Origin of the sequence: Inhella gelatinilytica, assembly GCF_016093295.1 — a bacterium.
GTDB classification, from domain to species: domain Bacteria; phylum Pseudomonadota; class Gammaproteobacteria; order Burkholderiales; family Burkholderiaceae_C; genus Inhella; species Inhella gelatinilytica.
Genome location: NZ_JAEDAL010000001.1, coordinates 857,351 through 878,153, shown reverse-complemented (window position 1 = coordinate 878,153; position 20,803 = coordinate 857,351). Strand labels below are relative to the sequence as shown.

Here is a 20,803-nt window from a genome sequence, read left to right as displayed (position 1 = left end):
CTGCAAAGCAAACTGACGGCGCGTGATGCGCGTGCGGCCAGCGCTCACCGCTTCCGTCGGACCCATTCGTTCAGTTTTCGACTGTGCAGTGCCTTGCGGCCGGGCGAGCGCTCTGCAAATCCTTGCCAGCCCATGACGCGAGTTTGCAGCTCCCTTTGCGCAGAACCGGCTTCACCGCGCCAGCGGGCTGCCGGCCTTCCACGCCGGGTCCGCGCCACGCTGAAAGGCGCCGAGCAGCTGGGCCTCGGGGCTCCAGCGCAGCGGCTGGAGCAAGTCGGCGCCCAGCACCTCAAAGCGGCGCAGCGCGCGCCCCTCGGCCCAGGCCTCACGCGCCACCAGCAACTGGCTGCCGCTCCAGCCCGCCCATTCCGCCACCCCCAGGCCGGGCTGGGCAGCGGCGGGGGGCAACACCTGCACGCTGCCGTCCGCCACTTGGATGCGCCAGAGTTCGGTCCAACCCTCCAGCGGCTGCACTGCCATCACCAGGCTTTGCCCATCGGGGCTGCGGCGCACGCTGTTGAGCCAGAAGCGGCCCTGGGTGCAACGGCGCAGGCGCTCCCCTTGGGCCGTTTGCAGCGCCACGCATTGCTGCCCGGCTAGTCCTGCCTCGCCTGCCACCCGGCGCAGGCGCAGCGCGCCCCAGCTCAGGCCCTCGGCAGGCTCGGGTTGCAAGGCCCAGCGCAGCGGGGCGATGCGCAGGGCCGCCTCGCGCTGGGCGGCGCTGTCGTCCTCACTCAACGCAGCCGGCACCAGGGCCATCCACGCGGCCCAGGCTTGCTCGGCTGCCGCCTGGGTGGCCGCGGTATCGGCGCGGCGCGCAAAGGCCAGGCTGGCCTGCACGCTGGCGCGGCGCAGCAAGAGGCGGTTGCGCACGTGGGGCGGCAGGGCGCTGGCCTCCACCTGCGCCAGCACCTCGACGCGCCAGGTGTCGTGTTGCAGGCGGGCGCTGGGCAGCAGGGTGGCTTCCACGCAATCGCCCTCGGTCAGGCGCAGCGCGGCATGGGCCCGCTGGGTGGGGCTGGCGGCCTTCAGGCCCAGCAGTTGGCGGTCGGCCTCGGGCTGGGCGCACAGGCGCTGGCTGCCATCGGGCTGGGCCAGGGCTTGCGGGGCCCAGCCATAGCGGCGGGCCAGCTCCAGTTGCGCCGCCAGCTGGCTTTGTTGCGCCGGCGTGCCCGCCGGGCGGTTGGCGCGCTCGGCCAAGCGGGCTTGGAGCTCCCCCAGCGTGTCCAACACCTCAGCCCCGGCGCTGCTGGCCAACCAATCGCCGTCGGCGCGTTCAATCAGGGCTGCCGCCAAGCCCAGGCCCAGGCCTTCGGCGCCGGGTTGCTGACGCACCAGTTGCAATTGCGCCCGCAAGCCCTCCAGCGCAGCCGCACCGTTGGGCAGCGGCAGCAGCGTGGCGGCCCGCACAAAGCCGCCGCGCTCGGCCGCGTGGTCCCACACCTGCCACCAATCGCCCTGGGCGCCGCGCAACTCCAGCGCCGCGCCGCGCGCCAACTGGGCGTGCAGGGGCGCGGCCTCGCGCGGGGCGGCGCGCAGGGCGGTGGCGTCTTGCACCACCAAGGCCGTGGGCAGCGGGGCTGCCGTTGGCGTGGCGGCGGGTGCGCTGTGCGTCAGACTCAGGGCGCTCAGCAGGGCCACGGCCATCAGGCTCAGCACGTGGGTGGCTTCTTTGACGTTCGTGAGGCTGCGCATGGCTTACTCCTGGCCCTCACCGCCAGTCACACCACTCAGCAGCTGACCCTTGGTTCCGGGGGGGGCCACGATGACGCGCACCTTGTCCCCGAGCTTGTCGGCCAGGGTCTTTTGGATCAGCAGCGGGTGCTTGCTGATCAAGGCGCCTTCGCGCGCCATCTGCTCGGCCTGCACCTTGCCGATCTCGCTCACGCGGTAGGCCTCGGCGTCGGCCAGCTTTTGGCGCGCCTTGGCTTCGCCTTCGGCCTCGATCTGGCGCGCTTGGGCCGCGCCCTCGGCCAGGCGCACGCGGGCTTGGCGCTCGGCCTCGGCTTCCAGTTGGCGCTGCTCGATTTGGCGCTGCTTGTACGGCAGCACGTGCTTCATCGCTTCTTCTTGGGCGCGGGCGGCGATGACCTGCTCGCGGGCGCTAGCCTCGGCCGCGATTTCGCGCTTCTCGCGCTCGGCCTGGGCCTCCAATGCCCCCTCTTTGACTTGCTTCTCGCGCAGCTCCAGCGTGTAGCGCATCTTCTCGGCGGCCAGGCCTTCGGCCAGCAGCGACTCCATGCCGCGGCGGTAGTCCTCCGGCAGGGTCAGGGCACCGAAGGACAGGCCTTTGAGGATCAGGCCATCTTGGGCCAGACGTTGGCGCAGTTGCAACAGCACCGCCTGTTCGATTTCGCGGCGCTGGCTGGAGAAGAGTTCACGCACCGTGCGCTGGGCGACCACCGGCAGCAGCACGGCGTCGAGTGCGGGTTGCACCAACTCGCGTTCAAAAGCCTCGGGCAGCTCGCGAGCCAGTTGCGGGTAACGCTGCGGGTCCAGTTGCACACGCAGCTGCACCTCCAAGCCCACGGCCAGGCCTTCCACGGTTTGCACTGGGCGCTTGGCGTCGCGCTGCAACAAGAGATCCCGCGCCGGCAGCCAGCGGGCCTCGTGCACCGCCGGCACGATCCAGACGCGGCCTTCGCGCAGCACCTGGGTGCCGCCCAAGCCCTGGCGCACCAGCACTTGCCCCGCCGGCACGCTGTGAATCTGGCTGGCCGCCCAGTGGGCCGCACCCGCCAGCGCCAGCAGGGCGGCGGCCGGCACCCACGCGCGGCGCAGCGGGGGCAGAAGCGTCTGGGCGGCTTGGCCCAGGGCACCCCAGACGCGCTCGCGGCGGGCGGCGTTCAGGGCTTGGGCATCGGTCGAGAGGGGGGCGGTGGTGTCGTTCATGGCGTTCTCCTGATGAGGTGTCGCCATGGTTCCGCCACACCCCAAGAGCGCGCCATGCCGGCGGCGGGAGGCTGTGCTCCGGGGGGCGGAAGAAACCTTCCGCGGGAACAGAAACAATGGCCACCATTCGAACCCCAATGTGTCGCTGTGGACCCCAATCGCTACCGCCACCCATTCCAAGGTCCTCTGGCATGTGTTGCAGACGCCGCCGCCAATAGCGTGCGCTGGGCCCGTCTGCGCCGGCTGGTATTTGGTCGATTGCCTTTCCCGGTTCTCGCCAGCGACGTGACGGACGTGGTGTACGTCACGTGGCTCGTGGACGTCACACAGGTTCGGTCCTTTGTGCCGCCTGAAGCGGTTCTCTGGGAACGGGAGGGCCTAACGCCCTTCACCGTACTGACCTATCGGCACGGACACTTCGGCCCGCGCGCATTGGGGCCGCTTCGGTGGTTGTGTCCTTCACCACAGCAGAGCAATTGGCGCCTCTATTTGGAAGCACCCCTACCCGGTGCGCCAAAGAGTCCCACAGTGGTGTTTGTCAAAAACATCTTGGACAGCACGATCTATGCACTGGGCACACGCCTGTTCAGCGATGCCCTTCCATCCCATCGGGCCGCAGCGATCTCGCTGACCGATCAGGAGCAGGTCATCGGTCTCCGCATCGATCCTGGCACAGGCAGTGCCCCCTCTCTCGCGGCGCAATTTGATCGCCACGCCGCCCCTGAACTTCCCGATACCTTCCGGCCATTTGCGAACTCTTGGGAACAGGCGATCGAACGACTTGCGACGCAAGAAGCGGCCGTCGCGCCAGTACCGTCCATCCAACGCACCGCCGTGGCGACCATCGACCTGCCGGTCGACATGCCATCCATTGAACCGCTCCGGCTGCAAACGGATTCACTGAGCTGTCCGTTTTTGAATCAACTCGGGGCCAGCAGCCCTGCGCTCGCATTTAGGCTGCCTCGGGTTCACTTTCAGGCGCTATCCGAACGACTGCTGTAACAGAAGGAAGTGAGCGCGCCGATACGGCGCACTTCTCAGCCGCGCACCCGCGCCACCGTCACCCACAAGCCCACTGCGGCCAGTGCCACCGTCCAAGCCAGCACCGCGCCATAGGCGTGCTGCTGCGCGAAGAAGGCGCCGGCCGCCGCCAGGGCGACGGTGGTGGTGAGGGCATCGGCCAACTGCAGCGCCGAGCTGTTGCGGCCTTGTTCGGCGGGCGCCGAGAGCGCCAGCGTCAGCACCGACAGCATGGGCCAGGCCAAGCCCACGCCCAGGCCCGCCACGGCCCAACCGACGACCACCCAGCCCGCAGGCCCACCCGCCAGCAGCGGCCCAGCGAGCAGCGCTTGGCCCGCCACCAGGAGCGCGAGCCCCACGCGCAGGCCGGTGCGGCGGGCAGGCTCGCCGTGCAAGCGGGCCTGGATGGCACTGCCGGTGCTCCAGGTCACCGCGGCCGCGCTGAGGGCGAGACCCCCTTCGGCCAGGCTCCAGCCCGCTTCTTGATTCAAGAACAGGGGGATGAAGGCCTCGGCACTGAAGAACGAGGCGGCCATCACGCCGCGCAGTGCAATGACGGCCGGTAAGCCGGGCTGGGCCGTCAAGCTGCCGGCGGGCAGCAAGCGTGCCGCCGCGGGCACCAAGGCCAAGAGGCCGAGCCAGGCCCAGGGCCCGATCTGCTCCATGCCATGCAGGGCCAGCGCGGAAAGGGCGGCCACCACGGCCCAGGGCAGGGCCACCGCCGCCCGCGCGCCTTCTTGCAGCACCGGGACGCGGCGCAGCGCGGGCAACAGCATCCAGGCCGTGGGCAGCAGCAGCAGCGCCACCCCCAGGAACACCGAACGCCAGCCCCAGAGCGACACCATCTGCGCCGCCACCCAGGGGCCGATCAGCCCTGGCACCACCCAGGCGGCCGCCAGTGCCGCGAAGAGCTTGGGGTGCAGCGCCGCCGGCAGCACCCGCCCCATGCCGGCATAAAGCGCCACGGCCAGCATGCCCACGCCCAAACCCTGCACCGCGCGCCCGGCGCTGAGCCAACCCATCTGCGGCGCCAGCCCAGCCACCAGCAGCCCGAGCGCGAACACCCCCAGGCCCACGCTGCACGCACGCCAGGGGCCATGGCGGTCACAGGCCGGCCCGGCCCACACCATGCCCAGGACCGACAAGGCCAGCGTGCCGCCGAAGGCCAGCGCGTATTGCGACAAACCGTCCAGCGCCGTGGCAATGGCCGGCATGGCCGCGGCGACGGCCACCGCCTCGAAGGCCAGCATCGACACGAGGGCCAGAGCGCCAACGGTGGCGGCACGCACGCCGGGGGCCCAGAGCGAGGTGGGCGCGGCGGTGGCGGAAGCAGGCTGGAGCATGAATGGGGTCAATGGAAGGGAACAGGGGCTGCACGGTACAAGCTCAAGTGCCCTTGAGGTCAAGCACCCCACGGCCCGCGCGCGGAAGAAAGCTTCCGCTGACCGTGGCCAGAGGGGCTTTCACAATGCGGCCATCATGACCGCACCCCACGCCCCCCACATCGCCGTCGTCGAAGACGATGGCCCGACCAGCCAGCAGCTGCAGCAGTGGTTGCGCGCTGCGCGCCCCGAGGCGCGGATCGACGCGTTTCAAACCCGCGAGGCGGCCGAGCAGGCGCTGACCACCCAGCGCTACGACCTGGTGACGCTGGACCTGGAGTTGGGGCGCGAGCGGCACGCCGGCATCGCCTTGATCAACGCGCTGAACAAGCGCGGCCTGGGCACGCCGGTGCTGGTGGTGAGCGCCATGCCCGCTGCGGTGTACCGCTCCATCATGAAGGCCCTGGACGCCTGGGACTATTTGCAGAAAACCCAGTTCGACGAGGCCGAGTTTATCGAGACCGTGCTGGCCCTGCTGCGCGCCAGCAAACCCACACCGACCCCGGCGGACGATGCGCCGACGCTGGACCCGCTGTGGCAGCGCAGCCCGCTGTGGCGCGGCCAGAAGCTCAACCTGCCGCTGACGGCGCAGCGCATCTTGGCGACCCTGCTGGAGCGGCGCGGCGAGGTGGTCAGCTACGAGGAGCTGTTTGAGGTGGTCAAGACCGGACGCAGCAAGGACAACGTGCGCAAGCACGTGGCCACGATCCGCGACGCGCTGCGCGAGGTCGACCCCGGCTTTGAGGGCCTGGAGAACGTGCCCATGCGCGGCTTTCGCTGGGCAGCGCGGTGAGCCTGCGTCCCCGCGTCATGGAGGGCAGGGTGGGCGACGTGGTTGGCGGGGTGATGGATCGCCTGCCGCGCCTGCCCTTGGCAGCTTTTGCGCGCCGGGTGCTGCTGCGCGCCGTCTTCCTGGCCTTGCTGGCCGGCAGTGCCGCCCTGGCGCTGCAGTTGCTGACCGAAGAAAAGCAGCGCCAGCGCGACGCCTATGAGGCCGGGTTTCGGGGGCAGCTGGAGGTCCTGGCCGAGCGGCTGCGGCACCCCAGCGGCCAACTGGCGCTACTGAACCCGAGCCCGCCCGCACCGGACGCCCAGGGCTGGGCCCCGCTGCGGCTGCCAGTCGGGGCCATCGACTTCGACGACGCCAGCAAGGCCGAACGCGTGATGGAGCTCAGCGGTTGTGCCACGCAGTGGGACGGCGGCCAGGCCCTGTGCCTGGGTGTGGGTCGGCGCGCCAGCGCCGGGGCCTTTGTGTACGCCATCGCGCGTGTGCCCAAGGTCGGTGAGCTCCGGGGCCGGGGGCGCGGCCAGCGTGACCTGACCGGCTTGCACCATGTGCAGCTGACTGTGCGTTCGACCGCAGGCGTGCAGGCCTGGCTGGCCCCGCTGGAGCTGCGCGACAGAACCCAAGGTCAGCTGCCCGGATTCGAGCGGCCTGCGGGCGACACGGAGCAAGGCCTGTTGTCGCCTCTGGCGCGCCCCGACCGCGACTTCCGCGGCTGGCTGTGGCGGCCCGCGTGTGGGCCCGACAGCGGGGGCGAACTGCAGGCTGATTGCCCCGCGCTCTTGAGCCTGCGCGTGCCCGTGGCCGCCTGGCGTGACACCGCCCGCAGCGGCCCCTGGCCGCCATCCGATCTGGACGCCGTGCGGGTGCAACTGCGCCTGCTGGGCCCCGAGGGTCAGACCCTGCTGGACACCCAGCAGCCCGACGCCCACGCCCCGCCCGACCTGCACAGCCTGCGCACCGCGCTGCGCCCGGGCGAGGTGCTGACGCTCACCCGAGCGGGTGCGGCACCCACGGTGCTGCGCGCTTCCGTGGGCGAGGAGCCCGCCTACCCCTGGCTCACGCGCCTGATCCGCCGGCTGCCTGCGGCACGCCTAGAAGGCCCACTGCAGGCCGAGCGCGAACTCCTCGCCAGCGAGGGGCGGCTGCACCTGCGGCTCACCGGCGACCTGCGCGCGCTCGACCGCGAACTGGCCGCCACGGCCACCCGCTATTTGCTGTATTTCGCACTGCTGGCCGGCGCCATTGCCCTGGCCTGGCTGATCGTGGAGCTGGGCTTGCTGCGCCGCATGGCGCTGCTCACGCGGCGCGCCAATGCGCTGACGCGCAGCCTGCAAGCCCAGCCCGACGAACTGCCCGCGCTCGACGTGGCCGACCTGCGCGGGCGTGACGAATTGGGGATCTTGGCCGGCTCCTTGTCCGAGCTGTTGGCGCGTTCTCGCGAGCACCTGCGCGGCGAGCAACGCCGCGCCGAGCAAGCGCATGAACAGTGGCACGCCGTGGGGCACGAGATCATGTCGCCCCTGCAATCGCTGCTGGCCTTGCATGCCGCGGCGGACGACCCCAGCCGCCGCTACCTGCTGCGCATGCAAGCGGCGCTCAACCTGTTGTACGGCCAAGCCTCGGTCGGCGAAGCGCTGGATCGCGCCAGCGCCCAGCGCGAGCGCCTCGACCTTGCCGCCTTTGCGCGCGAGGTGGCCGCCAATGCGCCCTATGCCGGCATCGCCGACGTGCACACGGAGGGGGCCACCGAGCCGCTCTGGGTCTGGGCCGACCCGCTGAAGCTGGAAGACGCGCTCACGCATGTGCTCACCAACGCCCAGCGCTACCGCACGCCGGGCAGCCCGATCACGCTGCGCCTGACGCACGGAGAGGAGGAGGCCACGCTGGCTGTGCACAACCACGGCCCGCTGATCGACGCGGAGCGCCTGCCCACCCTGTTTGAACTGGGCGCGGGCGATGCCGAAGGGCCCAGCCACCGCGGACAGGGCCTTTTCGTCGCGCGCAGCTATTTGGCCAAGATGGGCGGGCGCATCGGCGTGCACAACGAGGCCGATGGGCCCTGTTTCACGCTGGGGCTGGCGCGGGTGTGAAGCGCAGCGGAACCCACGGACTCAGCGCCGGCGCGGCATCTCAACCCCCTCGCGCCGAAGCAGCACGAAGGGCACCAAAGCGTCCAGCGCGATCGGCTGGCCGTTGATCCGAATCGGTTTGAACACCCAGCGCTTGCTGCTGTCGATGATGTAGCGCTGGAACGCCTCGGGCATGTCTTGCACACCCTCCACGGCGGGCTGCTCACACTCGCCGGCCGCCCCAACGCGACAGCGAACCAGTGCCCGCCCTTCCCACTCGGCGAAGTTGAGGTGGCGGACCGAAGGCGGATACGGTCGCATCGGCCGGTCCAGCACCACGGGCATCACGGCCAATCCGGTGATGCGGACCTGGGCCGCGCCCTCGGCACCCGCCGGATGCACCTGCACCCGCACCCGCAGCCCCGCTTCCATTTCCCCCGGCTGGCCATTGGCATCTCGCCCGGGATCCAGCTGACGGCCCAGGAGGTTGGCGCGCAGGGCCTGCAGGAACGCCGGGGGTTGCTTCTCGTCCGGTAGCGGCTGCCAGTCCAGCACCAGGCCTTGGGAATCCACGCGGGCCTCGCCCATCACGGTGACCGTGTAGGGCGCAGGTGCTTCGATCGCGTGCACACCCCACGCAGCAGCCCCCAAGGCCAGCGCCGCCCCAAACCGTTGAAACCCCTTCACCATGGAGACCTCCCGAAGATGCGAGCGGGGACTGTACCCACGCGAGCCTCGCTGCTCGTCGTTCACACGGGGCCTTGCAGTCGGCCGCCCTTCGTGGCAGCGTGCAGGGGTTCAACGCAGGGTGGTCATGAGCTCAATGTCTCGCCTATGGATGGCCTTTCGAGGGGTGTGCGGCCTGCTGCTGGCCAGCACCGGCCTGGGCGTGGGCCTCAGCGCGGCCGCCCCCGCCCCCACCCCTGAAACGCCGCCCCTGCGCGTGTGTTTGAACGAGCAGCCCCATTTGCCCTGGCGGTTCCCGGATGCCGATGGTCGGGTTCGAAAAGACGGCTTGGATTTCTTTGTGCTGGACGCACTGAGCCAGCGCGCCGCCGTGCCCATCACGGTGCACCTTAAGCCCTGGAAGCGCTGCTTGGCCGAGCTCAAAGTGGGCGAGCAAGACTTCATCCTGGGCATCAGCCACCTGCCCGAACGCGAGGAGTTTGCGGTGTACCCCGAACGCCAAGGGCGTCCCGACGAGAGCTTGGCCCTGCGCCACGAGCGTTACCACTGGTACGCGATGCGCGCCCTGCCCATTCAATGGGATGGCAAGCAGCTCAGTAGCGTGGCCACCGAGGCCTTGGTGGGGGTCCAGACCGGCTATTCCATCGCCAATGCGGTGCGCGAGCTGGGCCTCAAGATCGACGAGGGTGCGCGCACCGCCGAATCCAACTTGGAGAAGCTGGTACGCGGCCGGGTGGCCGTGGCGGCGTTGCAATCGAAGGAAGCGGATCGGGTGCTACTCGCCCGCCGGGACTTGAGCAGCCACGTACAGCGACTGGAGCCCCCCTGCAGGAACGCGCCTACTACGCGGCGTTTTCGCGCCCCTTCTGGAACGCCCACCCCACCCGGGTGCTGAAGCTGTGGCGCGAACTGGCCCGCATTCGCGACTCCGCGCCCTACAAACAAGCTGAAGCCGCCGCCCTGGCCCGCATGGCGGCCCCCTCACCCTGACCGGTTCGTTCCATGCACCGTTTGCGCTGTTCCTGGGTTCTCAGTCTGTGGCTCGTCATCGGGAGTGCCGTTCAGGCGGCCGAGCCCCCCTTGCGGGTGTGCCTGAATGACGTGCCCCACCCCCCCTGGCGCATGGCCAGCCCCGATGGACGCATTCAGCGCCAGGGCTTGGATTTCCTTTTCCTGGATCGGTTGGCACAGCGCAGTGGCCTGGCCATTGAAATCAGTCTGCTGCCCTGGAAACGGTGCCTGGCGGACCTCAAAAGCGGCGCCCAAGACGCCGTGCTCAGCTTGAGCTACCTGGCCGAGCGCGAAGAGTTTGTGGTCTACCCCACGCGCAAGGGCGAGCCCGACACGAGCATGGCCCTGCGACACAACCGCTACCACTGGTACGCCGCCCGCCCGCTGTCGCTGCGGTGGGACGGTGAAAAGCTCCGCGGCCTGCCCGCGGGCGCCGTGGTCGGGGTGCAAACCGGGTACTCCATCGGGACGGTGGTGCGTGACTTGGGCTTTACCGTCGACGAGGCGGCCCGCACCACGACGGCCAACCTTGAAAAGCTGGCGCGCGGTCGCGTCCAAGTCGTCGCCCTACAGGCCAAGGAGGCCGACGAGGTGTTGCGCCACCGCCCCGATCTGGGCCGGCGCATTCAACGCGTGGAGCCGGTGTTGCAGGAACGGGCTTACTACACCGCCTTCACGCGCAGCTACTGGAGCCAAAACCCGCAGCGGGTGCTCGGCTTGTGGCGCGACGTGGCGGCGATTCGCGACTCGGCCGAGTACCGGCAGGCCGAGGCCAAGGCCCTGGCCCAGACCCCCGCCGCGCCTTGATTCGCGGGCGGCGGCCTCAGTCCTCGCCGCCCTCGACCGCACCACCCTGGGCCCGCCAGCGCAGCAAGCCACCGGTGAGGTTGGCCACGCGGCCCCAGCCCGCGTTCATCAACTGCAAGGTTGCCTGGGCCGAACGCGCGCCCGAGCGGCACACCAGCACCACGGGGCGGTTCGGATCCAGCTCGTCCAGGCGGTTGCGCAGCTCCCCCAGCGGCACAAGCCGCGAGCCTGCCAAATGCCCCAGCGGGCCATTGAACTCGTGCGGCTCGCGCACATCCACGAGCTGCGGCCGTGTGGCCAGCTCTTCCAGCGCCTGCGGTTCGATCTCCCACAGGCCCGCAAAGGCCCAGGTCAGCGGAGCCCAGTCCGGCTCGGGCGGCGGCTCCGACTCGGGCTCCCCACAGCGCAGGTTGGCCGGCACGGCTTCCATCATGCGCTTGGGGTGGGGCAGGGCCAGGGCCGCCATGTGGCCGCAGAAATCTTCTGGGCTGCTGGCACCGCCAAAGCGTGGGTTGTAGCGGCGCTCCTCGCCCACGCTGGTCACGGTGAGGCCGCGGTAGTCGTGCCCGGGGTAGAGCAGCGTGGCGTCCGGCAGCGTCAACAGCTGCTCATGCACCGACTGGTACAGCCGCCGGGCATTGCCCTGCTGGAAGTCCGTGCGGCCACAGCCGCGGATGAGCAGGGCATCGCCCGTGAAGGCCAGGGTTTCGTCGTCCAGCACCAGGGTGATGCAGCCATCCGTGTGGCCGGGCGTGGCCCGCACGCTCAAGAATCGACCGCCAAAGGCGATGCGGTCGCCCGGCACCAGCGCGCGGTCCAGGCCTTGGGCCCCACCGGCCGCCGCGCCCATCACCTGGCAGCCCAGGCGACGGCGCAGCAGCGCCGCGCCGGTGATGTGGTCGGCGTGCACATGGGTCTCGACCGTCGCCACCAGGCGCAAGCCCAGCTCTCGCAGCAAGGCGGCGTCGCGCCGCACCTGCTCAAACACCGGGTCGATCAGCACCGCCTCTCCGCCTTCCGCCAGCAGGTAGGTGTAGGTGGACGACGCGGGGTCAAAGAGTTGGCGAAAGATCAGTGCACGGGAGACGGTCGATGCGGCAGTCATGGTGGCGTTCCTCTGCGGGCCCACTTGGCGTGGCTGGGGCCGGAATGCTAAGGTCAAGCCATGCGCTCGTCTCGCGTTCTCGCTGTCCTGTGGCTGGGCTTGCCCACCGCCGCCCTGGCTCATGGCGGGTCGGACTGGATGCTGGCCGTCACCGCCAGCTACTCCTCGGTGCTGCTCGGTGGCGCGGCCGGCGTGCTGGCCGCTTGGAAGCCCGCCCTCACCCTGCCCCGCTGGGTGCTGGTCTACGGCCTGCTGCTGGGGGCGCTAACTTGGGCCTGGCAGGTCACCGACACCGGCCTCGCCCTCACCGTGCTGGCCCTGGCCTGTGTACTCACCGCTGGCGCGTTTGGGGTGCTGCGCTGGGTGGCGCGGCGGGTGCGGAGCAGCCGAGCCCCCACACCGCCCGAATCCTAAATCGCGCTCAGTCTCGGAACGCCGCGCAATTCCCTGCAGCAACGGCGCTGGCCACCTGGCGGCTCACCGCCTCGATCACTGGCTGCCGCGCTGGATCGATCCCAGGGGTCAGCTTGACCAGCCCCTTCCAGACTGCTGACTTGCTGTCACCATCGCATTCCCCGCTTGATGCGCAAACACTCAATTGCGTCAGCGAAAGGCTTGCCCCTGTTCGGTCTTCCGGAGCAAGATACACGATGGCATAGGTCGACGCCATCTCCCACTCAGCCTTGGATTGGAGCCCGCCCCAAGGTTTAGCCTCAAACGCCTGTCCGCCGCGCGTATCCGACAACTGCATCAAGAAACGGTCCAGCCCCAAGCGCCCACCTTGGTAGAAGCTGCACCACTCATGTGCGGTGTACTCCGTCGGGTGGCTTGCCATCCGCGCAATCGCCTCGGCATCGGCATCGCCGGGTCGGGGCCCCGCCAAACGATGGTCCTGGAAAACCGGCTCACACCGGCGGCGTATTTCCTGTCGCGCCCCCTCGGGGGTTAGCCCTGCGATCGTGGGCGTCCGAGAGTCAGCCACACCTGCGCGCTCACCCTCCCACACGTTCATTATTGCACCACGACACATATTGACAGCCTCAATAACATTGGCGTGAGCATTAGGGCGGCCAGATTGCATAAGTTGAATCAACATTGGATAAAGATTAGGCGCAGATCCCAACCTATCACGTTGATTTTTTAAGGCCGTTTCGCGAATGTTATCTGCACCAAATTCAGATTTGGCCATCGCTCCATTTGTAGAATAATTTCTGGCAACCTCACGAGGTTCTTGACGTCGCCCTGATAAATCAACCCGCTCTAGCTCCTGATTTTGCCGAGAGGCTCTATTCGCAAGCGACACCAGACCAAGCAGGCCCAGCGTCGCCGCAAAAAATACAAGCAGCCTTTTCACCAAATGCAATCAACCAGCAACTGAACATTGGGGCTGATCCCCGCCGCCAGAATACTTATAATTCAAGAGAAACTGACTGGAGCCGACGCCAAGTTTTTCAACGCTAAACGTATGCACCCCATCACGATAGGAGATCTCAACCTCATCCTTGGCAACCAATGAAACCCCAGAATCCTTTACCGCCTGCACTGCCGCCAGATTAAATGGGTCATTTTTCATATTCAAATTCACTGTGAAACACCGCTTTATTTTCATGGCAACCAATTGGTCGACTTGCTCCTGGAACTCTTGGCGCTTGTCTGGGGAAAGGCCGTCCATCCTTTTATCAAGCAACGACCCATCAGCCACGGAGTAAATATTGCAGTCCTCCACCCAAGTCTCTTCCCCCTCCGCGCCAACCCAGAACCCACAGGAACGTTGTCCAAAGAGGACCACTTTCTCCAGGTGGACCTCAGTCACGAAATCAGTAAAAGTCCAGTTGAAATAGAAATCCTCGATTTCCACCTCAACTGCTCCACATTGATCCCAGGTCTCGCCATCCGACAAATTGCAACTGCCTGATAGAAGTGACATCGAAGTGGTTCGATTTTTCTTACCAAACGCCTTAAGAATTCTTCGTTTTTGCTCGACATTTGCTTTGGACAGCTGAATCTTCGATGACGACTTGGTGATGTTTTTCTGAGCAGCGGACAAATTCGCCGCCTGATTAACAGTACCAAGGCTAGTTGGCGATGCCTGCGCGCCAGCCGCCGCAATAAGACCCACTGTCAAAACATTGATCAATTTCACTGTCATTCCTCCCGATTGATTATTCCGAGACTTCGGAGCGGACAGCGTATCTCGATCAATTTACCCCCCCCCCATCAGCAATAACCCGAAAGTTTCAACGTAACCCACCTATCTGCGGGGGAACAAGGGCCTGTCCTGGCCTGCGTGCTCACCGCTGGGACATTTGGGGTGGTGCGGCGGGTGCGGAGCAGCCTAGCCCCCACGCCGCCCGAGCTTTGAGGCACTGCGAGTCGCCCGGGAGCACGCTGCGGCACGTGCTGGAGCGCTGGGCATAGAGGGTGCAAGCCACTTGCTCCCCCACGCGCCCCTGCAGCGCCACACAGCGAACGGGCTTGACTTTGGTGCCCGCCATGCAGCGATGCAAGGGGCCCAGGGGTCGCGACAGGGCGACCGGCACCGTGCCCCCGGGGGGCGTCGTCGGCCTCGGCCCAGTAAAAAGACACACGGTAGTGCGCGCAACAGGCGCCGCAAGTCTGGCAATCCCACACGGCAGGACCCCGATCAGCCGCCTTGCACCACCCGCAGCCCGCGGCCCGCGACCACCCGCCCGACCACCGCGGCGTCGGCAAAGCCGTGGGCGGCAAACACCGCCTGAACGGCCCCCAAGGCCTCGGGGGCGCAGCTGACCAGGAGGCCGCCGCTGGTTTGCGGATCGGTGAGCAGGGCGCGGTCGACGGTGGCGAAGCCCTCGGGCAGCTGCACCTCGGCGCCATAGGCGGCCCAGTTGCGGCCGCTGGCGCCAGTGACGCAGCCTTGCGCCGCCAGCTCGCGAACGCCGGGCAACAGGGGCACGGCGGGCCAGTCGATCTCCACGGCCGCCCCTGCGCCGCGCGCCAGCTCCAGGCCGTGGCCGGCGAGGCCGAAGCCGGTGACATCGGTCAGCGCATGCACACCCGCCACGGCCGCCAAATCGGGCCCGGGGGTGTTGAGCTGGGTGGTCGCGCCGATCAGGTGGGCATAGCCCTCGGCACCCAGTTGCTCCTTCTTGAGCGCCGCCGAGTACACGCCCACGCCCAGCGGCTTGCCCAGCACCAGCAAGTCACCCACGCGGGCGTCGGCATTGCGCTTGACCCGGCTGGGGTGCACCAGGCCCAGGGCCACCAGACCGTAGATGGGCTCGACCGAATCGATGGTGTGGCCACCGGCGATGGGGATGCCCGCCGCACGGCACACGCTGGCACCGCCCTCCAGGATGCGGCCGATGGTGGCGGTGGAGAGCTGAGCAACGGGCATGCCCACCAGGGCCAACGCCAGGATGGGCTTGCCGCCCATGGCGTAGACATCGCTGATGGCGTTGGTCGCCGCGATGCGCCCAAAGTCGAACGGGTCGTCAACGATGGGCATAAAAAAGTCGGTCGTCGCGATCAGCGCCTGCTCGTCGTTCAGGCGGTAGACCGCGGCGTCGTCCGAGGTCTCGATGCCCACGAGCAGTTCCGGCGGGATCGGGAAGCCCGTGCTGCCGCGCAGGATTTCGGACAGCAGGCCGGGAGCGATCTTGCAGCCGCAGCCACCGCCGTGGCTGAGGGCGGTGAGTCGGGGTTCGGTCATGGCGGGGGCTCCAGGGTGCGCCTCTTGTGCGACTTCAGCCCGCCGCACGCGGGGCCATGTGTTCGGCCAGGAATTTCTCGATGCGGGTCCAAAAGTCCCTCTTCGCGGCGGGGGCGTTGAAGCCGTGACCCTCGTCCGGGTAGAGCACCCATTCGTGCGGCTTGCCGGCGGCAGCCAGTGCGTCGCGCATGGCCAAACCGTTGACCAGAGGCACGCGCCGGTCGGTCCCACCGTAGGCCAACAACACCGGAGCTTGAATTTCAGCCACACGGCGCACGGGCGAGGTACGGCGCAATTGCTCCAAGTCCTTCACCGGGTCGCCCACCATGTGGGGCATGAGGTGCTCGGCAAAGTCACTGCCGGCGTAATCCACCCAACTGAAGAACTTGTGCTCGATGTCCGTTACGCCCACCCAATTGATGCCGCAGCGCCATAGCTCCGGGTTCTTGGCCAGCCCCATCATGGTCAGGTAGCCGCCGTAGCTAGCACCCATGATCGCCAAACGGTCGCGATCGGCCACGCCTTCTTTCACAAGCTGAAGAACGCCGTCGGTCACGTCGTCCTGCATGCCCAGGCCCCACTGCTTCCAGCCCGCCTTGTGGTGACGCCACCCCCAGCCCGTACTCATGCGAGGGGCCGGCATGAAGACGGCGTAGCCCCGGCTGGCCAGGAACTGCACCATGGGGTCAAAACCCCAAGCGATGGCGCGCACGTGCGGCCCGCCGTAGTGCAACACCAGCAGCGGGTGCTTCTCACCCGGCTTCGCGCCCGGCGGCAGCGTCAGCTGGGCCGGGATGGAGAGGCCATCGCGAGCGGTGTAGCGGAAGAAGCGGGTCTTGGCCAGGCGCTTGGGGTCCAGCCAGGGGCGGGAGGTGCCCACCAACTTGAGCGGCGCCCCCTCTTCGTAGAGGAAGTAGCGTCCTGGGTCGACATCGCTGCTCACGCTCACCAAGACGCGGCGCAGGGCCGCATCGGGGGAAAGGGTCACGGTGCTGTCCGGAAATTCCTTCTCCATGGCCGTTTGCAGGGCATCGAGCTTGGCATCGGCGTGCATCACCCGCGGGCGGTCGGCCTGAAAGAAGACCGAGCGGAGGTTCCCCTGGGTATCAAAACGCACCGCACCAGCGGTGACGTCGTAGCCTTGCAACGCGACCAGGGGCTCCGTCGCCCATTCCGCTTTACGCAGGTCGATACGGCCAAGCACCTGCTCATCCCGTCCCGCAGGGGTGTGCAGCACATAGAGCTGCTCATCGGCATCAATGCCCTCCAGGTCCACCCCCGGGTCGTGCACAGTCCAGTTGTGCAAGGCCTTCCATTCGCCATTGGGCTCGGGACGGATCCAGAACGTGGCGTTCATGTCTTTGGTCCGCGTGATGCAGGCGCGAGGCTGATCCTGGCGGTCCAGCGCCCAGGCTTCGACATGGCCTGGGGCCCCCGTGGAAAGCCGCTGGCGACGGCTGGTGAGCAGGTCCATGCGGAACAAGGCCTGGTGCCGCCCATCGCCCTCGGTCTCGGCCACGATGACCAGGTTCTTGTCAGCCTGGGCGCCGCGCGCCACAAACTGGACGCCGCTGTCAGTGTCCTTGGGGTCGCGCGGGTCGCTGCCGTCCTTGTTGACGGAGAAAAAGCCCCGGCGGGCAAATCCCACATCCGTGTTGCGAGAACCCAAGGTGTACAGGATGCGACTGTTGTTGATCCACCGCGCACCCGACACATCGACCTGGCGATAGCCCGTCAGCAATTTACTGGTTTGAGTTTGCAGGTCGATCACCACCAGGTTGCTGCGCCCTTCGACCGAACGCAGGGCCAGCAGGGCTGTGCCATCGGGAGAAAGCTGCACATTACCCAACTGACCGGGGCGCAAAAACAACTCCATTGCCAAGGGCCGGCTGTCCTGCGCTTGGGCGGAGAACGGCCAGGCGACCATGGCCGAAGCGGCCACCAAGCCCTGCAGCCCTTGACGGCGGGAAAGCTGAACCATGAAATGCCTCCGAAATTTGATGTAACCCGCGAGTCTAGGGGGCGCCCGCCTTCGGGTTTCAGCGGGGGCCGCGCCCTCTTGTCTGCAGGCATTTCCAAGGCAGGATGGGGGCCTGAATGATCCGCGCTCGCGGAGGCCGCATGAACACCCTGACCGACCTGCTGTACCGCTACTGGAATGTGAACGAGGTGCAATTGAACCTCGTCATCTTTGCCAACATCTTCGGCGCGCTGCTGTTGGGGCTGGTCGCCGGCTACGAGCGCACCTTCCACGGGCGGGCGGCGGGCATGCGCACCTATGGGCTGGTGTGCATGGCCAGTTGTGCGCTGACGGTGCTGGCCGGCTATCCCATGAACTGGTTTGGCGGGCAAACGGTGACGCACTTCACCACCGTCATGCCGGCCGACCCAACACGCGTGATTCAGGGCATCGTCACCGGCATCGGCTTCCTGGGTGCCGGCATGATCATGAAGGACGGCCTGAACATCACCGGGCTGACCTCGGCCGCCTCGCTGTGGTCCTCATCGGCCATTGGCATCCTGGTAGGCGTGGGCTTTTACGCGGCGGCGATTTTGCTGACCGTGCTCAGCGCCTCGCTAATGATGTTTGCGCAACGCTTGGAGCGCATGTTGCCGGCGCGGCCGGCCATCGCGCTGTCCCTGACCTATCGCCCAGGTTTTGAACCCAGCCGCTCGGCTTTGGATCGGGCAGCACGCGAACGGGGCTACCAAGTCGCTGGAGGGTCGTTCAACGTGCGCTACTCCGAGGGTCGACACATCTGGCGCTTCGTGTGCATTGAGGTGGACCGCAGCAAGGCCTTGCCCATCACGGGGCTCGGCAGCGAGCTCGCGCACCTCGAAGGCATTGAGGCCTTTGAAATCGGCCACGCTCGGAACTGATCGAGACGAGCGATGGTCCCTTTCTGGATTCGTTGGAGCGCGGCCCTGGCGTTGACGTTCGGTGCGGTGCCCGCGGTCCTGGCGGCGCGCGTGCCCGCAGGGCAAGAAGTCCGGGTCTGCGATGACGCCAACGAGTGGCCACCGTACACCGAAGCGCAGCGCCGGAACGGACAAATCACCGGCGAGGTGGGAGGGCGCTCCGTTGTCCTCCTGCAGCGCTTGGCGGCGCTGTATGGCTGGCGACTCCAAATCAAGCTGCTGCCGTGGAATCGCTGCCTGGCCCTGGTGCGGTCGGGCGAGCACTTCCACATGCTGCTGAATGCGCTGCCCACACCCGAGCGCGAGCGCAACTTCCTGTTCAGCGACGTGGTGCATGAAATCCACACCGACGTGTTGTGGAGCCGCCGGGTCCATCCGCAGGGCCTGAAGCTCAAACGCGCCGAAGACTTGCGCCCCTACCGGATGGGCGGCAACCTGGGCTACACCTATCCCACCCTCCAGCGCCTCAACATCCCCTTGAGCGCGGAGGCCCCGCACCCGGGCAGCTTGGTCCAGATGATGCACAGGAACCGAATCGACGCGGTCTTGGTGGCGCGCGAGGTGATGCCGACGCTGCGCGACTTGGAAGGGCGCCCGTTGCGCGACGACCCCGATTTGGGCCAGGCCCCCATGCCCGAGGCAGAGGTGTCTCGCTTTCGCATGATGTTCACGCGGGCAACGCCCCTGGGCGCGGCGCTGCAAGCGGATGTCAATGCGGGTTTGGCGCGCCTGCGGGCTTCGGGTGACCTGAGCCGCATCCTGGGCGGGGGTTGAACGGCCACGGGCGCGCGTCTCAGTTGCGCGTCGGGGGCAGCCAATTGCGACGACGGTAGTCGTCCACGATCGCCTGGGTGCTGCCGTCTCGCTTCATCGCTTCAAACTCGCGATCCAGGCGCTCACGCAGGCCCTGCCGGGCACGGCCCTTGGCCAGCGCCAGGAAGAAATCCTGTGTGTGAACCGGCGGCTGCAGGGCCACGACCTCACGACCGAGCCCTTCGCTCGCAATGACTTGCAGGCCGCCCAGGTGCGGCACGGCCGCCAAGTCGGCCCGTTTGGCCTGGACCATGCGAATCGCCGAGGCAAAACTGGTGGTTTCTTCACACTGCAGCCGGCCCTCCTGCACCGCGCGGTCGAACTCCGGTGCAAACAAGGCGCCGCGGAGCTTCACAAACTTCAGCGCGGCCACGTCCGCCAGGTGTCCGCGCCAGGGGATGTGGGCGTCGGCCCGCGCGAAAAACACCATGTCCGAGCGAAACACGGGCTGGGTCGGGAAGTCCAGCAGCGTCTCGCGCTCGGCACTGCGAATGGTGGGGATGAGGCCATCGGCACGACCTTCGGTGACTTCGGCATAGGCACGGGCCCAGGGCACGACCTTGATCACCACGGGGCGGTTCAGCCGTTGAAAAGCTTGCTGAACGGTTTCCACCACCACGCCCGCGGCCCCGTAGGGCGTGGCCATGATCAGCGGGGGCAGTTCCACCCCCAACACCGTGACCGGGGGTTCGCCTTTGGCCCAAACGCGCGGCCCCACAGCGGCCAGTGCAGCGGCGACGAGCTGTCGACGGTCGATCATGGGAGCCCCTGGTGAGCGCGGGATTCATTCATCCTAGGCCGCGGTGGGGCCGACAACAAGCCCACGCCCTGGGGAGAACCCCGCGAATGAAGGGGCATCATGCCCCTTTCGTCAGGACCCTCCACGATGGCCGCCACGCATTGCATCCTCTTCGTTGCCGACCCCGCCGCCGCGCGGGACTTTTACGCTGCGGTGCTGGCCCGCCCACCGCGACTGGACGTGCCGGGCATGTGCGAGTTCGACCTACCCGGCGGCGCCGTGCTGGGGCTGATGCCCGAGGCCGGCATCCGGCGCCTGCTCGGGGACGCCCTGCCGGACTCGGCTGCGGCCCGGGGGGCCTGCCGCAGCGAGCTCTACTGCCTGCTGGACGAGGACCCCGCACCCTGGGTTGAGCGCGCCGTGGCGGCGGGGGCACGCCTGCTCAGCCCCTTGAGCGTGCGCAACTGGGGCCACCGCGCCGCCTACCTGTTGGACCCCGAGGGGCATTTGCTGGCGCTGGCGCAGGCCACAACCGGGCGCCCCAAATAATCTTCGACCGCCTCAAGAGCTGCAATCCGCCTGGGATAAACCCCTGGATCGCATTCAAATAAAATCGGCGCAAAGGTTTTTCAGGCCTTGCGCGCAAAACATGATTTTCTGAATCGAGAAATTAAAATGCCTCTTTCCGGCTTCTACAAAGTTGATGGACTTCTCAGTCAGTACGATGCAATACATGCTGCATCGAGTAATGTGATTCGATTCTCCTTTGCGGCTCGAGCGGTACCGGATTCAACAAATATTACGAACCTCAATGAGCCTCAGCGAGAAATGGTTCGTCAGTTGCTTGCATACATCACACAGGTAACGGGTGTTCAATTCGT

20 protein-coding genes are annotated in these 20,803 nt (G+C 67.5%); 9 read left to right on the top strand and 11 right to left on the bottom strand.

Going from position 1 to position 20,803, the window contains the following annotated elements:
• Window positions 1-171: 171 nt before the first annotated feature.
• Both I7X43_RS04085 and I7X43_RS04080 read right to left on the bottom strand, forming a co-directional pair.
• Window positions 172-1,695 carry a hypothetical protein gene (locus I7X43_RS04085; RefSeq protein WP_198099606.1) on the bottom strand — a complete coding sequence of 508 codons (1,524 nt, stop codon included), beginning with the start codon at window positions 1,693-1,695 and terminating at the stop codon, window positions 172-174.
• Window positions 1,696-1,698: 3 nt separating this feature from the next.
• Complete coding sequence (locus I7X43_RS04080; protein WP_246480116.1) at window positions 1,699-2,892, bottom strand: SPFH domain-containing protein; 1,194 nt, start codon at window positions 2,890-2,892, stop codon at window positions 1,699-1,701.
• A 147-nt stretch (window positions 2,893-3,039) separates the two neighbouring features.
• Between I7X43_RS04080 and I7X43_RS04075 the strand changes: the two genes are divergently transcribed.
• Window positions 3,040-3,894, top strand: a complete 855-nt coding sequence (locus tag I7X43_RS04075) for a DUF2071 domain-containing protein (RefSeq protein WP_198099604.1) — start codon at window positions 3,040-3,042, stop codon at window positions 3,892-3,894.
• A gap of 35 nt (window positions 3,895-3,929) precedes the next feature.
• Here I7X43_RS04075 and I7X43_RS04070 read toward each other — a convergent pair whose 3' ends face one another.
• Window positions 3,930-5,255: an MFS transporter gene (locus tag I7X43_RS04070; RefSeq protein WP_198099603.1), complete on the bottom strand. Its 1,326-nt coding sequence runs from the start codon at window positions 5,253-5,255 to the stop codon at window positions 3,930-3,932.
• Window positions 5,256-5,391: 136 nt separating this feature from the next.
• Between I7X43_RS04070 and I7X43_RS04065 the strand changes: the two genes are divergently transcribed.
• Window positions 5,392-6,087, top strand: coding sequence for a response regulator transcription factor (locus I7X43_RS04065; RefSeq protein WP_198099602.1), 696 nt, complete (start codon window positions 5,392-5,394; stop codon window positions 6,085-6,087).
• Window positions 6,084-8,171, top strand: coding sequence for a sensor histidine kinase (locus I7X43_RS04060; RefSeq protein ID WP_198099601.1), 2,088 nt, complete (start codon window positions 6,084-6,086; stop codon window positions 8,169-8,171). Before I7X43_RS04065 ends, I7X43_RS04060 begins: the two co-directional genes overlap by 4 nt.
• Window positions 8,172-8,192: 21 nt before the next feature.
• Here I7X43_RS04060 and I7X43_RS04055 read toward each other — a convergent pair whose 3' ends face one another.
• Entirely contained in the window at window positions 8,193-8,840 is a 648-nt protein-coding gene (locus I7X43_RS04055) for an energy transducer TonB (RefSeq protein WP_198099600.1), read from the bottom strand.
• 124 nt (window positions 8,841-8,964) lie between these two features.
• On the opposite strand from I7X43_RS04055, the gene I7X43_RS04050 reads away from it, so the two are divergent.
• Together I7X43_RS04050 and I7X43_RS04045 are read left to right on the top strand one after the other, a co-directional pair.
• Window positions 8,965-9,732, top strand: coding sequence for a transporter substrate-binding domain-containing protein (locus I7X43_RS04050; protein WP_198099599.1), 768 nt, complete (start codon window positions 8,965-8,967; stop codon window positions 9,730-9,732).
• Window positions 9,733-9,839: 107 nt separating this feature from the next.
• The gene (locus I7X43_RS04045; protein WP_198099598.1) at window positions 9,840-10,655 is read left to right on the top strand and encodes a substrate-binding periplasmic protein; all 816 of its coding nucleotides are present in this window, start codon (window positions 9,840-9,842) and stop codon (window positions 10,653-10,655) included.
• Between the two features lie 16 nt (window positions 10,656-10,671).
• Here I7X43_RS04045 and I7X43_RS04040 read toward each other — a convergent pair whose 3' ends face one another.
• The gene (locus I7X43_RS04040) at window positions 10,672-11,730 is read right to left on the bottom strand and encodes an MBL fold metallo-hydrolase (protein WP_198099798.1); all 1,059 of its coding nucleotides are present in this window, start codon (window positions 11,728-11,730) and stop codon (window positions 10,672-10,674) included.
• A gap of 90 nt (window positions 11,731-11,820) precedes the next feature.
• Between I7X43_RS04040 and I7X43_RS04035 the strand changes: the two genes are divergently transcribed.
• Window positions 11,821-12,174, top strand: a complete 354-nt coding sequence (locus I7X43_RS04035) for a hypothetical protein (protein WP_198099597.1) — start codon at window positions 11,821-11,823, stop codon at window positions 12,172-12,174.
• 7 nt (window positions 12,175-12,181) lie between these two features.
• On the opposite strand, the gene I7X43_RS04030 is transcribed toward I7X43_RS04035, so the two are convergent.
• The 5 genes from I7X43_RS04030 to I7X43_RS04010 all read right to left on the bottom strand — a co-directional run bounded on the left by I7X43_RS04030 (window position 12,182) and on the right by I7X43_RS04010 (window position 17,432).
• Window positions 12,182-13,123 carry a hypothetical protein gene (locus I7X43_RS04030; protein WP_198099596.1) on the bottom strand — a complete coding sequence of 314 codons (942 nt, stop codon included), beginning with the start codon at window positions 13,121-13,123 and terminating at the stop codon, window positions 12,182-12,184.
• On the bottom strand, window positions 13,124-13,903 hold the full coding sequence (locus I7X43_RS04025; RefSeq protein WP_216860043.1) for a hypothetical protein: 780 nt from the start codon (window positions 13,901-13,903) through the stop codon (window positions 13,124-13,126). It abuts the gene before it with no gap.
• Between the two features lie 148 nt (window positions 13,904-14,051).
• A complete protein-coding gene (locus I7X43_RS16325) occupies window positions 14,052-14,255 on the bottom strand; it encodes a hypothetical protein (RefSeq protein ID WP_246480111.1) in 204 nt (67 codons plus the stop codon).
• A gap of 149 nt (window positions 14,256-14,404) precedes the next feature.
• Window positions 14,405-15,451 (bottom strand): selenide, water dikinase SelD, encoded by a 1,047-nt coding sequence (gene selD / locus I7X43_RS04015; protein WP_198099594.1) that lies wholly within the window; start codon window positions 15,449-15,451, stop codon window positions 14,405-14,407.
• 34 nt (window positions 15,452-15,485) lie between these two features.
• Entirely contained in the window at window positions 15,486-17,432 is a 1,947-nt protein-coding gene (locus tag I7X43_RS04010; RefSeq protein ID WP_198099593.1) for an alpha/beta hydrolase family protein, read from the bottom strand.
• Window positions 17,433-17,572: 140 nt separating this feature from the next.
• Between I7X43_RS04010 and I7X43_RS04005 the strand changes: the two genes are divergently transcribed.
• Window positions 17,573-18,331, top strand: a complete 759-nt coding sequence (locus tag I7X43_RS04005; RefSeq protein WP_198099592.1) for an MgtC/SapB family protein — start codon at window positions 17,573-17,575, stop codon at window positions 18,329-18,331.
• 12 nt (window positions 18,332-18,343) lie between these two features.
• On the top strand, window positions 18,344-19,144 hold the full coding sequence (locus tag I7X43_RS04000; protein WP_198099591.1) for a substrate-binding periplasmic protein: 801 nt from the start codon (window positions 18,344-18,346) through the stop codon (window positions 19,142-19,144).
• Window positions 19,145-19,163: 19 nt separating this feature from the next.
• On the opposite strand, the gene I7X43_RS03995 is transcribed toward I7X43_RS04000, so the two are convergent.
• Window positions 19,164-19,943 (bottom strand): substrate-binding periplasmic protein, encoded by a 780-nt coding sequence (locus I7X43_RS03995; protein WP_198099590.1) that lies wholly within the window; start codon window positions 19,941-19,943, stop codon window positions 19,164-19,166.
• A 126-nt stretch (window positions 19,944-20,069) separates the two neighbouring features.
• On the opposite strand from I7X43_RS03995, the gene I7X43_RS03990 reads away from it, so the two are divergent.
• On the top strand, window positions 20,070-20,471 hold the full coding sequence (locus I7X43_RS03990) for a VOC family protein (RefSeq protein WP_198099589.1): 402 nt from the start codon (window positions 20,070-20,072) through the stop codon (window positions 20,469-20,471).
• Window positions 20,472-20,803 lie beyond the last annotated feature (332 nt).